This is a genomic window from Pseudomonas sp. Leaf434, assembly GCF_001425545.1.
GTDB lineage: Bacteria > Pseudomonadota > Gammaproteobacteria > Pseudomonadales > Pseudomonadaceae > Aquipseudomonas > Aquipseudomonas siliginis.
Map to the genome: position 1 here is coordinate 1 of NZ_LMQZ01000003.1, position 15,768 is coordinate 15,768.

A 15,768-nucleotide genomic window follows, 5' to 3' on the forward strand; every position below is an offset into this window, starting at 1 on the left:
CAGATGACTGTTACCCTGATCAAAACCATCGCGATGGAAGACGGTCTGCGTTTCGCTATCCGTGAAGGCGGTCGTACCGTCGGCGCTGGCGTCGTAGCAAAAATCATCGAATAAGCGGTTGTAATGTATTTTTCGGGCCGGCATAATGGTCGGCCTGATTTTGTTTTAGGTCAGTAGCTCAATTGGCAGAGCGACGGTCTCCAAAACCGTAGGTTGGGGGTTCGATTCCCTCCTGACCTGCCAGATTCACTCGGTGTATCTGGCTTTCTTTTCACAGGATCTTCATAGATGACTCCTAAAGCTGAAGCTCAAGGCTCTCGCTTCGATCTGCTCAAGTGGCTTGTAGTAGTCGCTTTAGTGGTTGTTGGCGTTGTTGGCAATCAGTATTACGCTGCTTCGCCGATCCTGTACCGTGTACTCGCTTTGCTTGCCATTGCTGCCGTAGCTGCCTTTGTAGGCCTGCAAACCGCGAAGGGCAAGTCTTTCTTTGTACTGGTTAAGGAAGCTCGCACCGAGATTCGTAAAGTCGTGTGGCCAACTCGCCAAGAAACCACGCAGACCACGCTGATTGTCGTGGCTGTTGTTCTGGTTATGGCGTTGCTGTTGTGGGGTCTTGATTCCCTGCTCGGCTGGCTTGTTTCCTTGATTGTCGGCTAAGGGTGTCCCGTGGCTAAGCGTTGGTATGTTGTGCATGCTTACTCGGGTTACGAGAAGCATGTGATGCGCTCGCTGATCGAGCGCGTAAAGCTGGCTGGCATGGAAGATGGCTTCGGCGAGATTCTGGTTCCCACTGAAGAAGTGGTTGAGATGCGTAACGGCCAGAAGCGCAAAAGCGAACGGAAGTTCTTTCCAGGCTATGTGCTGGTCCAAATGGATATGAACGAGGGTACTTGGCACTTGGTCAAGGATACTCCTCGGGTGATGGGTTTTATCGGCGGTACCGCTGACAAGCCTGCGCCAATTACAGATAAAGAGGCAGAAGCGATTCTGCGTCGCGTTGCTGATGGTAGCGACAAGCCGAAGCCGAAGACTTTGTTCGAGCCGGGCGAGACGGTACGTGTCAATGACGGTCCATTCGCTGATTTCAACGGCGTTGTGGAAGAAGTTAACTACGAAAAGAGCCGGATCCAAGTGGCAGTGCTCATTTTCGGTCGCTCTACTCCGGTGGAGCTCGAGTTCAGTCAGGTCGAGAAGGTCTAGCTGGACAAGCAATCCCAACCCCGCAGCCTTAGGCTGTGGGGTTTTGTCGTCACTGGGATAAACGCGCAAGTAACCGGGGAGCCTTTCGAGGCGTTCGAACCCGTAATTGGAGTGCCTCATGGCCAAGAAGATTACCGCTTACATCAAGCTGCAAGTGAAGGCCGCTCAGGCTAACCCAAGTCCACCGGTTGGTCCTGCTCTGGGTCAGCACGGCGTGAACATCATGGAATTCTGCAAGGCTTTCAACGCCCGTACTCAGGGTCTTGAGCCAGGTCTGCCGACTCCAGTGATCATCACTGTCTACAGCGACCGTAGCTTCACTTTCGAAACCAAATCCACCCCTGCTTCGGTTCTGCTGAAGAAGGCGGCCGGTCTGACCAGCGGTTCCGCTCGTCCGAACACCGTTAAGGTTGGCACTGTTACCCGTGCTCAGCTGGAAGAAATCGCGAAAACCAAAAACGCGGATCTGACTGCAGCTGATATGGATGCAGCCGTGCGTACTATCGCCGGTTCTGCTCGTAGCATGGGCCTTAACGTGGAGGGTGTGTAATGGCTAAGCTGACCAAGCGTCAAAAGGCTATCGCCGGCAAAATCGAAGCAGGCAAGGCCTACAACATTGTAGACGCCGCTGCTCTGCTGGCCGAGCTGTCGACTGTCAAGTTCAGCGAGTCGTTCGACGTTGCTGTAAACCTGGGTGTAGACCCGCGTAAATCCGACCAGGTTGTTCGTAGCGCTACTGTGCTGCCACACGGCACTGGCAAGACCGTTCGCGTTGCTGTGTTCACCCAGGGTCCAGCTGCTGAGGCCGCTCTGGCTGCCGGCGCTGATCGTGTAGGTATGGACGACCTGGCTGCCGAAATGAAAGGCGGCGACCTGAACTATGACGTAGTGATCGCATCCCCGGATGCCATGCGCGTTGTAGGTCAGTTGGGTCAGATCCTCGGTCCACGTGGCCTGATGCCTAACCCTAAAGTCGGCACCGTAACTCCAGACGTAGCCAACGCGGTCAAGAACGCCAAGGCTGGTCAGGTTCGTTATCGCACCGACAAAAACGGCATCATCCACACTTCCGTTGGCAAGATCGGCTTCGACGCCGTCAAGCTGAAGGAAAACGTTGAAGCCCTGATCGCTGATCTGAAGCGTATCAAGCCAGCTTCCTCGAAAGGTATTTACGTCAAGCGCGTTACCCTGAGCACCACTATGGGCCCAGGTCTGGTTATCGACCAGAGCTCGCTCGACGCGTAAGACAAAGGTTGGCGCGGATTGCCGCGCCAATTGAAAGATTGGGGTCCCTGCCTGGCGGGGGCTATCCAAGACCGTAGGCGGCGCAAGCCTTAAACCTCAAGCCTACGCAGATGGTGCTCCCGGTTCCTTACCGAATCAGACACCAAAACGACATTCGGTTCCGATCGAATGAAACGGTAACAAGCAGGAGTTAAACCCGTGGCAATTAATCTCGAAGACAAGAAGGCCATCGTCGCTGAAGTCAACGAGGCTGCCAAAGTCGCTCTGTCCGCTGTCGTGGTTGATGCACGTGGCGTAACAGTAGGCGCAATGACCGGACTCCGTAAAGAGGCTCGTGAAGCTGGCGTTTACGTACGTGTTGTACGTAACACCCTGCTCAAGCGCGCTGTTGCTGACACTCAATACAGTGTTCTCAACGACGTGTTCACCGGCCCGACCCTGATTGCATTCTCGAACGAACATCCGGGCGCTGCTGCCCGTATCTTCAAAGAGTTTGCCAAGGGTCAGGACAAGTTCGAGATCAAGGCAGCTGCGTTCGAGGGCAAGTTCCTCGCAGCTAATCAGATCGACGTACTGGCAACTCTGCCGACCCGTGACGAAGCAATTTCTCAGCTGATGAGCGTGATTCAAGGCGCAACCAGCAAATTGGCTCGTACTCTGGCGGCAATTCGCGACCAGAAAGAAGCTGCCGCAGCCTAAGGCTCGTCACTTCTCGCGTTTTTTGTTTATTTCGATGGTCGCGTAGGCCGTCCCCCAATTCAGGAATTGAGTCATGTCTCTGACTAACGAACAAATCATCGAAGCAATCGGCCAGAAATCCGTAGTGGAAATCGTTGAGCTGATCAAAGCGATGGAAGAAACCTTCGGTGTTACCGCTGCTGCCGCTTCGGCTGGCCCAGCTGTAGCTGCTGCTGCTGTTGAAGAGCAAACCGAGTTCAACGTTGTTCTGCTGGAAGCTGGCGAGAAGAAGGTTAACGTGATCAAGGCAGTTCGTGAACTGACCGGTCTGGGCCTGAAAGAAGCCAAAGAGAAAGTAGACGGCGCTCCTCAGGTTGTAGCTGAAGGCGTTTCGAAAGAAGCGGCTGAAGACGCCAAGAAGAAGCTGGAAGAAGCAGGCGCTAAAGTCGAGCTGAAGTAAGCATCGACTTTGCTCCTCCAGCCCGAGCGTCAAGCGACAGGCTGATGGCTGGTGGCTCTTGCCACCGGCCTTTTTCCGTTATTGGCAGCCGACTGGGTCGGTGCTGATAAAGGCGCTGTAACCACCCGATGCGGTGGCGCAAACCATGGGGTTTGCACGATTTTCTGGCTGCTCCCGTCGGGAGGGGCCAAACAAGCAGGTGACCAAGCTGGGGAACGCTGATGGCTTACTCATATACTGAGAAAAAACGTATCCGCAAGGACTTTAGCAAGTTGCCGGACGTCATGGATGTGCCTTACCTCCTGGCCATCCAGCTGGATTCGTATCGTGAATTCTTGCAAGCGGGAGCGACTAAAGATCAGTTCCGCGACGTGGGCCTGCATGCGGCCTTCAAATCCGTTTTCCCGATCATCAGCTACTCCGGCAATGCTGCGCTGGAGTACGTCGGTTATCGCCTGGGCGAACCGGCATTTGATGTCAAAGAATGCGTATTGCGCGGTGTAACTTTCGCCGTACCTTTGCGGGTAAAAGTGCGCCTGATCATTTTCGACAAAGAATCGTCGAACAAAGCGATCAAGGACATCAAAGAGCAAGAAGTCTACATGGGTGAAATCCCCCTGATGACTGAGAACGGTACCTTCGTAATCAACGGTACCGAGCGTGTTATCGTTTCCCAGCTGCACCGTTCCCCGGGCGTGTTCTTCGACCACGACCGCGGCAAGACGCACAGCTCCGGCAAACTGCTGTACTCGGCTCGCATCATTCCTTACCGCGGTTCGTGGCTGGACTTCGAATTCGACCCGAAAGACTGTGTCTTCGTGCGTATCGACCGTCGTCGCAAACTGCCGGCTTCGGTACTGCTGCGCGCACTCGGTTACACCACCGAAGAGGTGCTGGACGCGTTCTATACCACCAACGTATTCCACCTGAGCGGCGAAACCCTCAGCCTGGAACTGGTGCCATCGCGCCTGCGTGGTGAAGTTGCGGTTCTGGACATCCAGGACGAGAAGGGCAAGGTCATCGTTGAGCAAGGCCGCCGTATTACCGCGCGCCACATCAACCAGATCGAGAAAGCCGGTATCAAGACGCTGGACGTGCCACTGGACTACGTCCTCGGCCGCACCACCGCCAAGGCTATCGTGCACCCGGCTACCGGCGAAATCCTGGCCGAATGCAACACCGAGCTGAACACTGAAGTCCTGGCAAAGATCGCCAAGGCCCAGGTGGTTCGCATCGAGACCCTGTACACCAACGACATCGACTGCGGTCCGTTCGTCTCCGACACGCTGAAGATCGACTCCACCAGCAACCAACTGGAAGCGCTGGTCGAGATCTATCGCATGATGCGTCCAGGCGAGCCGCCAACCAAAGACGCTGCCGAGACCCTGTTCAACAACCTGTTCTTCAGCCCTGAGCGTTATGACCTGTCTGCGGTCGGCCGGATGAAGTTCAACCGTCGTATCGGTCGTACCGAGATCGAAGGTTCGGGAGTGCTGTGCAAGGAAGACATCGTCGCGGTCCTGAAGACTCTGGTCGACATCCGCAACGGTAAAGGCATCGTCGATGACATCGACCACCTGGGTAACCGTCGTGTTCGCTGCGTAGGCGAAATGGCCGAGAACCAGTTCCGCGTTGGCCTGGTACGTGTTGAGCGTGCGGTCAAAGAGCGTCTGTCGATGGCTGAAAGCGAAGGCCTGATGCCGCAAGATCTGATCAACGCCAAGCCAGTGGCTGCCGCGGTGAAAGAGTTCTTCGGTTCCAGCCAGCTGTCGCAGTTCATGGACCAGAACAACCCGCTGTCCGAGATCACCCACAAGCGTCGTGTCTCTGCACTCGGCCCTGGCGGTCTGACTCGTGAGCGCGCAGGCTTCGAAGTCCGTGACGTACACCCGACTCACTACGGTCGTGTCTGCCCGATTGAAACGCCGGAAGGTCCGAACATCGGCCTGATCAACTCCCTGGCTGCGTACGCTCGCACCAACCAGTACGGCTTCCTGGAAAGCCCGTACCGCGTGGTGAAAGAGGGTGTGGTCACCGACGAGATCGTGTTCCTGTCCGCTATTGAAGAAGCCGATCACGTGATCGCGCAGGCTTCGGCGACCATGAACGAGCAGAAAGTCCTGATCGACGAACTGGTTGCCGTACGTCACCTGAACGAATTCACCGTCAAGGCGCCGGAAGACGTCACCCTGATGGACGTTTCGCCGAAGCAGGTTGTGTCGGTTGCAGCGTCGCTGATTCCGTTCCTCGAGCACGACGACGCCAACCGTGCGTTGATGGGTTCGAACATGCAGCGTCAGGCTGTACCGACTCTGCGCGCTGACAAGCCGCTGGTAGGTACCGGCATGGAGCGTAACGTAGCCCGTGACTCCGGCGTTTGCGTCGTGGCTCGTCGTGGTGGCGTGATCGACTCCGTCGACGCCAGCCGTATCGTGGTTCGTGTTGCCGATGACGAAGTTGAAACCGGTGAAGCCGGTGTCGACATCTACAACCTGACCAAATACACCCGCTCGAACCAGAACACCTGCATCAACCAGCGTCCGCTGGTACGTAAAGGTGATCGGGTTCAGCGTAGCGACATCATGGCCGACGGCCCGTCCACCGACATGGGTGAGCTGGCACTGGGTCAGAACATGCGCATCGCGTTCATGGCATGGAACGGCTTCAACTTCGAAGACTCCATCTGCCTGTCCGAGCGTGTTGTTCAGGAAGACCGTTTCACCACGATCCACATTCAGGAACTGACCTGTGTGGCCCGTGACACCAAGCTTGGCCCAGAGGAAATCACTGCGGACATCCCGAACGTGGGTGAAGCTGCACTGAACAAGCTGGACGAAGCCGGTATCGTTTACGTAGGTGCTGAAGTAGGCGCAGGCGACATTCTGGTGGGTAAGGTCACTCCGAAAGGCGAGACCCAACTGACTCCGGAAGAAAAACTGCTGCGTGCAATCTTCGGTGAAAAAGCCAGCGACGTTAAAGACACCTCCCTGCGCGTGCCAACCGGCACCAAAGGTACTGTCATCGACGTACAGGTCTTCACCCGCGACGGCGTTGAGCGTGATGCTCGTGCACTGTCGATCGAGAAGTCCCAGCTGGACGAGATCCGCAAGGATCTGAACGAAGAGTTCCGCATCGTTGAAGGCGCGACTTTCGAACGTCTGCGTTCCGCACTGGTAGGCCACAAGGCCGAAGGCGGCGCCGGCCTGAAGAAAGGTCAGGACATCACCGACGAAGTACTCGACGGTCTTGAGCACGGCCAGTGGTTCAAACTGCGCATGGCTGAAGATGCGCTGAACGAGCAGCTCGAGAAGGCTCAGGCCTACATCGTTGATCGTCGCCGTCTGCTGGACGACAAGTTCGAAGACAAGAAGCGCAAACTGCAGCAGGGCGATGACCTGGCTCCAGGCGTGCTGAAAATCGTCAAGGTTTACCTGGCAATCCGTCGCCGCATCCAGCCGGGCGACAAGATGGCCGGTCGTCACGGTAACAAGGGTGTGGTCTCCGTGATCATGCCGGTTGAAGACATGCCGCACGATGCCAATGGCACCCCGGTCGACGTGGTCCTCAACCCGCTGGGCGTACCTTCGCGTATGAACGTTGGTCAGATCCTCGAAACCCACCTGGGCCTCGCGGCCAAAGGTCTGGGCGAGAAGATCAACCGGATGGTCGAAGAGCAGCGTAAAGTCGCTGAACTGCGCACTTTCCTGGACGAGATCTACAACCAGATCGGCGGTCGTAACGAAGATCTGGACAGCTTCTCCGATCAGGAAATCCTCGATCTGGCGAACAACCTGCGTGGCGGCGTTCCAATGGCCACTCCAGTGTTCGACGGCGCCAAGGAAAGCGAAATCAAGGCCATGCTGAAACTGGCAGACCTGCCGGAAAGCGGCCAGATGCAGCTGACCGACGGCCGTACCGGCAACAAGTTCGAGCGTCCAGTTACCGTTGGCTACATGTACATGCTGAAGCTGAACCACTTGGTAGACGACAAGATGCACGCGCGTTCTACCGGTTCTTACAGCCTGGTTACCCAGCAGCCGCTGGGTGGTAAGGCGCAGTTCGGTGGTCAGCGTTTCGGGGAGATGGAGGTCTGGGCACTGGAAGCATACGGTGCTGCTTACACTCTGCAAGAAATGCTCACAGTGAAGTCGGACGATGTGAACGGCCGTACCAAGATGTACAAGAACATCGTGGATGGCGATCACCGTATGGAGCCGGGCATGCCCGAGTCCTTCAACGTGTTGATCAAGGAAATTCGTTCCCTCGGCATCGATATCGATCTGGAAACCGAATAACACGTGACGCGAATCGAGAGCGGGGCAGGATTGCCCGCTCTCTGCTCCGCCAGGAGGAAAGGCCTTGAAAGACCTACTGAATTTGCTGAAAAACCAGGGTCAAGTCGAAGAGTTCGACGCCATCCGTATCGGATTGGCCTCGCCGGAGATGATCCGTTCGTGGTCGTTCGGTGAAGTTAAAAAGCCGGAAACCATCAACTACCGTACGTTCAAACCTGAGCGTGACGGCCTGTTCTGCGCCAAGATCTTTGGCCCGGTAAAGGATTACGAGTGCCTGTGCGGTAAGTACAAGCGCTTGAAGCACCGTGGTGTGATCTGCGAGAAGTGCGGCGTTGAAGTTGCACTGGCCAAGGTTCGTCGTGAGCGCATGGCGCACATCGAACTGGCTTCGCCGGTTGCCCACATCTGGTTCCTGAAATCGCTGCCGTCGCGTATCGGCCTGCTGATGGACATGACCCTGCGTGATATCGAGCGCGTTCTCTACTTCGAGAGCTATGTCGTTATCGATCCAGGCATGACCACCCTTGAAAAAGGTCAGCTGCTGAACGACGAGCAGTATTTCGAAGCGCTTGAAGAGTTCGGTGACGATTTCGATGCCCGCATGGGTGCTGAAGCTGTCCGTGAACTGCTGCACGCTATCGACCTGGAGCACGAGATTGGCCGTCTGCGCGAAGAGATTCCGCAAACCAACTCGGAAACCAAGATCAAGAAGCTGTCCAAGCGTCTGAAGTTGATGGAAGCCTTCCAGGGTTCCGGCAACCTGCCAGAGTGGATGGTGCTGACCGTTCTGCCGGTTCTGCCGCCAGATCTGCGTCCACTGGTCCCGCTGGATGGCGGTCGTTTCGCGACCTCCGACCTCAACGATCTGTATCGTCGAGTGATCAACCGTAACAACCGTTTGAAGCGCCTGCTGGATCTGTCGGCTCCGGACATCATCGTGCGCAACGAAAAGCGCATGTTGCAGGAAGCTGTCGATGCACTGCTCGACAACGGTCGTCGTGGCCGCGCTATCACCGGTTCCAACAAGCGTCCTCTGAAATCCCTGGCTGACATGATCAAGGGTAAGCAGGGTCGTTTCCGTCAGAACTTGCTCGGTAAGCGTGTTGACTACTCCGGTCGTTCGGTAATTACCGTAGGCCCGACCCTGCGTCTGCACCAGTGCGGTCTGCCGAAGAAGATGGCTCTCGAGCTGTTCAAGCCGTTCATTTTCGGCAAGCTGGAAATGCGTGGTCTGGCGACCACCATCAAAGCGGCCAAGAAAATGGTCGAGCGCGAACTGCCAGAGGTTTGGGACGTTCTAGCTGAAGTGATTCGCGAACACCCGGTTCTTCTCAACCGTGCACCAACCCTTCACCGTCTGGGTATCCAGGCGTTTGAACCGGTACTGATCGAAGGTAAGGCTATCCAGCTGCACCCGCTGGTCTGCGCCGCGTACAACGCTGACTTCGACGGCGACCAAATGGCCGTGCACGTACCGCTGACACTGGAAGCCCAGCTCGAAGCGCGTGCGTTGATGATGTCGACCAACAACATTCTGTCGCCAGCCAACGGTGAGCCAATCATCGTTCCGTCGCAGGACGTTGTATTGGGTCTGTACTACATGACTCGTGAAGCGATCAACGCCAAGGGCGAAGGTCGTGTGTTCGCGGATCTGCAGGAAGTCGACCGTGTGTTCCGTGCCGGCGAAGCTGCACTGCACGCCAAGGTCAAGGTTCGTATCAACGAAACCGTCAACGACCGTGACGGCAACAGCGTGAGCGGTACCCGTATCGTCGACACCACTGTCGGCCGTGCGCTGCTGTTCCAGGTTGTGCCGAAAGGTCTGTCGTTCGACGTCGTCAACCTGCCGATGAAGAAAAAGGCGATCTCCAAGCTGATCAACCAGTGCTACCGCGTGGTTGGTCTGAAAGAGACCGTGATCTTCGCTGACCAGTTGATGTACACCGGTTTCGCTTACTCGACCATCTCCGGCGTTTCGATCGGTGTTAACGACTTCGTTATCCCGGATGAAAAAGCCCGCATCATCGGTGCAGCCACCGACGAAGTGAAAGAAATCGAGAGTCAGTACGCCTCCGGCCTGGTAACCCAGGGCGAGAAGTACAACAAAGTGATCGACCTCTGGTCGAAAGCGAACGACGAAGTTTCCAAGGCGATGATGGCCAACCTCTCGAAAGAGAAAGTCATCGACCGTCACGGCGACGAAGTCGACCAAGAGTCTTTCAACTCGATGTACATGATGGCCGACTCGGGTGCGCGGGGTTCCGCAGCACAGATTCGTCAGCTGGCCGGTATGCGTGGTCTGATGGCCAAGCCGGACGGTTCCATCATTGAAACGCCGATTACTGCGAACTTCCGTGAAGGTTTGAGCGTACTTCAGTACTTCATCTCGACTCACGGTGCTCGTAAAGGTCTGGCGGATACCGCGTTGAAAACTGCGAACTCCGGTTACCTGACTCGTCGTCTGGTAGACGTGGCGCAGGATCTGGTTGTAACCGAGATCGATTGCGGCACCGAACACGGTCTGCTGATGACTCCGCACATTGAAGGCGGTGACGTTGTAGAGCCGTTGGGCGAGCGCGTATTGGGTCGTGTCATTGCCCGTGACGTATTCAAGCCAGGCACCGAGGACGTCATCGTTCCTGCCGGTACTCTGGTAGACGAGAAGTGGGTCGAATTCATCGAGCTGAACAGCATCGACGAAGTGATCGTGCGTTCGCCGATCAGCTGCGAAACCCGCTATGGCATTTGCGCCAAGTGCTACGGCCGTGATCTGGCTCGTGGTCACCAGGTGAACATTGGTGAAGCGGTCGGCGTTATCGCTGCCCAGTCCATCGGTGAGCCGGGTACCCAGCTGACCATGCGTACGTTCCACATCGGTGGTGCGGCAAGCCGTACTTCCGCAGCCGACAGCGTTCAGGTGAAGAATGGCGGTACCGTCCGTCTGCACAACCTGAAGCACGTTGAGCGAGTGGATGGCCATCTGGTTGCTGTGTCCCGTTCCGGTGAGCTGGCAATCGCGGACGATTTCGGTCGTGAGCGCGAGCGTTACAAGCTGCCGTACGGTGCTGTGATTTCGGTTAAAGAAGGTGACAAGGTCGACGCTGGCGCAATCGTGGCCAAGTGGGATCCGCACACTCACCCGATCGTTACCGAAATGAAAGGTACCGTGACCTACGTGGGCATGGAAGAGGGCATCACGATCAAGCGTCAGACTGACGAATTGACCGGTATGACCAACATTGAAGTACTCGACGCCAAAGATCGTCCAGCTGCCGGCAAGGAAATCCGTCCAGCAGTGAAGATGGTCGACGACAACGGCAAGGATCTGTTGCTGCCAGGCACTGACGTTATCGCTCAGTACTTCCTGCCAGCCAACGCCCTGGTCGGTGTGGCTGACGGTGCGAAGATTGCGATCGGTGATGTTATCGCTCGTATCCCGCAGGAAACTTCGAAGACCCGTGACATCACCGGTGGTCTGCCGCGTGTTGCCGACCTGTTCGAAGCGCGTCGTCCGAAAGAAGCGTCGATTCTGGCTGAAGTCAGCGGCACCATCGCGTTCGGTAAAGAGACCAAGGGCAAGCGCCGTCTGGTCATTACCCCGAACGACGGTAGCGATCCGTATGAAGAGCTGATTCCGAAGTGGCGTCACCTGAACGTATTCGAAGGCGAACAGGTAAACCGCGGCGAAGTTATCTCCGACGGTCCAAGCGATCCGCACGACATCCTGCGTCTGCTGGGTGTGAGCGCGCTGGCCAAGTACATCGTCAACGAGATCCAGGACGTTTATCGTCTGCAAGGCGTGAAGATCAACGACAAGCACATCGAGACCATCCTGCGTCAGATGCTGCGTAAAGTTGAGATCTCCGAGTCCGGCGATTCCAGCTTCATCAAGGGCGACCAGATGGAACTGACTCACGTTCTGGTCGAGAACGAGCGTCTGAGCGCGGAAGACAAGTTTGTCTCCAAGTTTACTCGCGTTCTGCTGGGTATCACCAAGGCGTCGTTGTCCACCGAATCGTTCATCTCGGCGGCTTCCTTCCAGGAAACCACCCGCGTACTGACCGAAGCGGCAGTCACCGGCAAGCGCGATTACCTGCGCGGCCTGAAAGAAAACGTAGTCGTGGGTCGTCTGATCCCGGCCGGTACCGGTCTTGCCTATCACAGCGAGCGCAAGCGTCGCCGTGATGCCGACAAGCCGTTGCGCGTAAGCGCCAGTGAAGTGGAAGCTGCACTGACCGAAGCGCTGAACTCGAGCGGTAACTGAGTTCTGCGATAAACGAGAGTGAGGCCCTGATCGCTCCGTTCGTCGAATCGAGACATCAAGTCAAGGTTCGATGGGCGGGGAGGTCGGGGCCTTGCCTTGACTGGAATCAAGATCCTCTTTAGACTCTTGATCCCCTAAATTTGGCGGGAATTCGTTCCTGCCATTTTGCTTTTCTTGCAAGACAATAGCGTCGCAAGACAACAGTGGAGCTAGTAGATGGCAACTATCAACCAGCTGGTACGTCAGCCGCGTAAGCGTATCGTCGAGAAATCCGACGTACCTGCGCTGCAGAACTGCCCGCAACGTCGTGGCGTGTGCACCCGTGTGTACACCACCACGCCGAAAAAACCTAACTCGGCACTGCGTAAAGTATGCCGTGTGCGTCTGACCAACGGTTTCGAGGTTTCCTCGTACATCGGTGGTGAAGGCCACAACCTGCAAGAGCACAGCGTGGTACTGATCCGCGGCGGTCGTGTAAAAGACTTGCCAGGTGTTCGTTACCACACCGTTCGCGGCTCCTTGGATACTTCCGGCGTTAAAGGCCGTAACCAGGGTCGTTCGAAGTACGGTACCAAGCGTCCGAAGTAATCGGCCGTTTTGCAGATTTTTATTTTATTGAGTCGATAAGAGTAAGGTCGGGCACGCATCCTCTGGATCTGTCCCGAGCTAACCTGAAGACCGCTTGAGGGCTTATCATGCCAAGACGTCGCGTAGCAGCAAAGCGTGAGATTCTGGACGATCCGAAATACGGAAGCCAGATCCTCGCCAAATTCATGAACCACGTTATGGAAAGCGGCAAGAAAGCCGTTGCCGAGCGTATCGTTTATGGTGCCCTGGAAACCGTTGCGGCCCGTAAGGCTGGCACCGATCCCCTGGAACTCTTCGAAAAAGCACTCGACGCCATCGCTCCGCTGGTCGAAGTGAAGTCGCGCCGCGTTGGTGGTGCTACTTACCAGGTTCCGGTCGAGGTTCGTCCTTCCCGTCGTAACGCTCTGGCAATGCGCTGGTTGGTAGACTTCGCCCGTAAGCGCGGCGAGAAGTCTATGGCTCTGCGTTTGGCTGGCGAACTGCTGGATGCTGCTGAAGGTAAAGGTGCTGCTGTTAAGAAGCGTGAAGACGTGCACCGTATGGCCGAAGCTAACAAAGCTTTCTCGCACTACCGCTTCTAATTTTAGCTTCACTAATTTTGCGAGGGCTTTATGGCTCGTACTACTCCGATTAGCCGCTACCGTAACATCGGTATCGTCGCTCACGTGGATGCTGGTAAAACCACCACCACCGAGCGCGTACTGTTTTACACCGGCAAAAGTCACAAAATGGGCGAGGTGCATGATGGCGCCGCGACCACAGACTGGATGGTTCAGGAGCAGGAGCGTGGTATTACCATTACTTCTGCTGCCATTACCGCCTTCTGGAAAGGTTCCGAGAAGCAGTACTCTCACGAGCACCGTTTCAACGTAATCGATACCCCGGGCCACGTTGACTTCACCATTGAAGTTGAGCGTTCCCTGCGCGTACTCGACGGCGCTGTCGTTGTGTTCTGCGGTACTTCGGGTGTTGAGCCGCAGTCGGAAACCGTATGGCGTCAAGCCAACAAATACGGCGTTCCACGTCTTGTTTACGTAAACAAGATGGACCGTGCCGGCGCCAACTTCCTGCGCGTGATCGGTCAGATCAAGCAGCGTCTGGGTCACACTCCGGTGCCGATCCAGTTGGCCATCGGTTCCGAAGACAACTTCCAGGGTCAGATCGATCTGATCAACATGCAAGCTGTCTACTGGAACGACTCCGACAAAGGTATGGTCCCTGTTCGCAAGGACATTCCTGCCGAGCTGCAAGAGCTGGCGGAAGAGTGGCGCAACAACATGGTTGAAGCTGCCGCCGAAGCCAACGAAGAGCTGATGAACAAGTACCTGGAAGGCGAAGAGCTGTCGATCGAAGAGATCAAGGCGGCTTTGCGTCAGCGTACTATCGCCGGCGAAATCGTTCTGGCCGTTTGCGGTTCTTCGTTCAAGAACAAGGGCGTTCCCCTGGTTCTCGACGCCGTTATCGACTACCTGCCTGCTCCGACCGACATTCCTGCTATCAAGGGTTCCAACCCTGATAACGAGGAAGAAGAGATGGAGCGTCATGCAGACGACAACGAGCCTTTCGCGGCTCTGGCGTTCAAGATCGCTACCGACCCATTCGTGGGTACTCTGACCTTCGTCCGCGTTTACTCGGGCGTGTTGAACTCCGGCGACGGCGTGATCAACTCGGTCAAAGGCAAGAAAGAGCGCGTGGGTCGTATGGTGCAAATGCACGCAAACGCCCGTGAAGAGATCAAGGAAGTACGCGCTGGTGACATCGCGGCCCTGATCGGCATGAAGGACGTCACCACTGGTGAAACCCTCTGCAACGCTGACAAGCCAATCATCCTGGTTCGCATGGACTTCCCGGAGCCGGTTATTTCGGTTGCCGTAGAGCCTAAGACCAAGGATGACCAGGAAAAAATGGGTATCGCTCTGGGCAAACTTGCTCAGGAAGACCCGTCTTTCCGCGTTAAAACTGATGAAGAGACTGGTCAGACGATCATCTCCGGCATGGGCGAGCTGCACCTGGACATCCTGGTTGACCGGATGCGCCGTGAGTTCAACGTCGAAGCCAACATCGGCAAGCCTCAGGTTTCGTATCGTGAGCGCATCACGAAGAACTGTGAAATCGAAGGCAAGTTCGTTCGTCAGTCCGGTGGTCGCGGCCAGTTCGGTCACTGCTGGATCCGTTTTGCTCCTGCTGACGAAGGTCAGGAAGGTCTGCAATTCGTGAACGAAGTTGTAGGTGGTGTGGTTCCTAAGGAATACATCCCGGCTATCCAGAAGGGTATCGAAGAGCAGATGAAGAACGGCGTTGTTGCCGGCTATCCGCTGATCGGCCTGAAGGCTACCGTGTTCGATGGTTCTTACCACGACGTCGACTCCAACGAGATGGCGTTTAAAGTGGCTGCTTCCATGGCGACCAAGCAACTGGCCCAGAAGGGTGGTGGTGAGTTGCTCGAGCCGATCATGGCGGTAGAGGTTGTTACGCCTGAAGACTATATGGGTGATGTGATGGGCGACCTTAACCGTCGTCGCGGCATGATCCAGGGTATGGAAGACACAGTGTCCGGCAAGGTTATCCGTGCCGAGGTTCCACTGGGTGAGATGTTCGGTTATGCGACCGACGTTCGTTCCATGTCCCAGGGTCGCGCAAGCTACTCTATGGAATTCAAAAAATATGATACGGCTCCGTCGCACATCGTCGAATCCGTAACCAAAAAACAAGGCTGATTCAGCCCCTTTAGGCTAGGAGTTAATTGTCGTGGCTAAAGAAAAATTTGATCGTTCCCTACCGCACGTCAACGTTGGCACCATCGGTCACGTTGACCACGGTAAAACCACTCTGACTGCTGCTCTGACTCGCGTTTGCTCCGAAGTTTTCGGTTCTGCAATCGTTGACTTCGACAAGATCGACAGTGCACCAGAAGAAAAAGCTCGCGGTATCACCATCAATACCGCGCACGTTGAGTACAACTCGAAGATCCGTCACTACGCTCACGTTGACTGCCCAGGTCACGCTGACTACGTGAAGAACATGATCACCGGTGCTGC

12 protein-coding genes, 1 tRNA gene and 1 pseudogene are annotated in these 15,768 nt (G+C 56.0%); all 14 read left to right on the forward strand.

All coding sequences use genetic code 11. The features are described 5' to 3' along the window. Positions 1-114 (forward strand): annotated as a pseudogene (locus ASG55_RS26330) (EF-Tu/IF-2/RF-3 family GTPase); the annotation flags it as partial. Positions 115-167: 53 nt separating this feature from the next. Next, a tRNA-Trp gene (locus ASG55_RS12080) sits at positions 168-243 on the forward strand. Between the two features lie 45 nt (positions 244-288). Next, positions 289-657: a preprotein translocase subunit SecE gene (gene secE / locus ASG55_RS12085; protein ID WP_016772937.1), complete on the forward strand. Its 369-nt coding sequence runs from the start codon at positions 289-291 to the stop codon at positions 655-657. 9 nt (positions 658-666) lie between these two features. Beyond that, positions 667-1,200 (forward strand): transcription termination/antitermination protein NusG, encoded by a 534-nt coding sequence (gene nusG, locus ASG55_RS12090; protein WP_007957598.1) that lies wholly within the window; start codon positions 667-669, stop codon positions 1,198-1,200. 118 nt (positions 1,201-1,318) lie between these two features. Beyond that, entirely contained in the window at positions 1,319-1,750 is a 432-nt protein-coding gene (gene rplK / locus ASG55_RS12095; protein ID WP_003176435.1) for a 50S ribosomal protein L11, read from the forward strand. Then, the gene (gene rplA / locus ASG55_RS12100; protein ID WP_024014523.1) at positions 1,750-2,445 is read left to right on the forward strand and encodes a 50S ribosomal protein L1; all 696 of its coding nucleotides are present in this window, start codon (positions 1,750-1,752) and stop codon (positions 2,443-2,445) included. Before rplK ends, rplA begins: the two co-directional genes overlap by 1 nt. A 198-nt stretch (positions 2,446-2,643) precedes the next feature. Then, the gene (gene rplJ / locus ASG55_RS12105) at positions 2,644-3,144 is read left to right on the forward strand and encodes a 50S ribosomal protein L10 (protein WP_008081912.1); all 501 of its coding nucleotides are present in this window, start codon (positions 2,644-2,646) and stop codon (positions 3,142-3,144) included. 73 nt (positions 3,145-3,217) lie between these two features. Next, positions 3,218-3,583, forward strand: coding sequence for a 50S ribosomal protein L7/L12 (gene rplL, locus ASG55_RS12110; RefSeq protein ID WP_007962228.1), 366 nt, complete (start codon positions 3,218-3,220; stop codon positions 3,581-3,583). 221 nt (positions 3,584-3,804) lie between these two features. Beyond that, a complete protein-coding gene (gene rpoB / locus ASG55_RS12115; protein WP_016772939.1) occupies positions 3,805-7,878 on the forward strand; it encodes a DNA-directed RNA polymerase subunit beta in 4,074 nt (1,357 codons plus the stop codon). Between the two features lie 64 nt (positions 7,879-7,942). After that, entirely contained in the window at positions 7,943-12,142 is a 4,200-nt protein-coding gene (rpoC, locus tag ASG55_RS12120) for a DNA-directed RNA polymerase subunit beta' (RefSeq protein ID WP_016772940.1), read from the forward strand. A 216-nt stretch (positions 12,143-12,358) separates the two neighbouring features. Further along, positions 12,359-12,730, forward strand: a complete 372-nt coding sequence (rpsL, locus tag ASG55_RS12125) for a 30S ribosomal protein S12 (protein WP_003186084.1) — start codon at positions 12,359-12,361, stop codon at positions 12,728-12,730. Positions 12,731-12,837: 107 nt separating this feature from the next. Next, positions 12,838-13,311: a 30S ribosomal protein S7 gene (rpsG, locus tag ASG55_RS12130; protein WP_016772941.1), complete on the forward strand. Its 474-nt coding sequence runs from the start codon at positions 12,838-12,840 to the stop codon at positions 13,309-13,311. A 30-nt stretch (positions 13,312-13,341) separates the two neighbouring features. After that, the gene (gene fusA / locus ASG55_RS12135; protein ID WP_016772942.1) at positions 13,342-15,447 is read left to right on the forward strand and encodes an elongation factor G; all 2,106 of its coding nucleotides are present in this window, start codon (positions 13,342-13,344) and stop codon (positions 15,445-15,447) included. A gap of 31 nt (positions 15,448-15,478) precedes the next feature. Further along, a partial coding sequence (locus ASG55_RS12140) for a GTP-binding protein (RefSeq protein ID WP_236708176.1) occupies positions 15,479-15,768 on the forward strand: 290 nt, incomplete at its 3' end.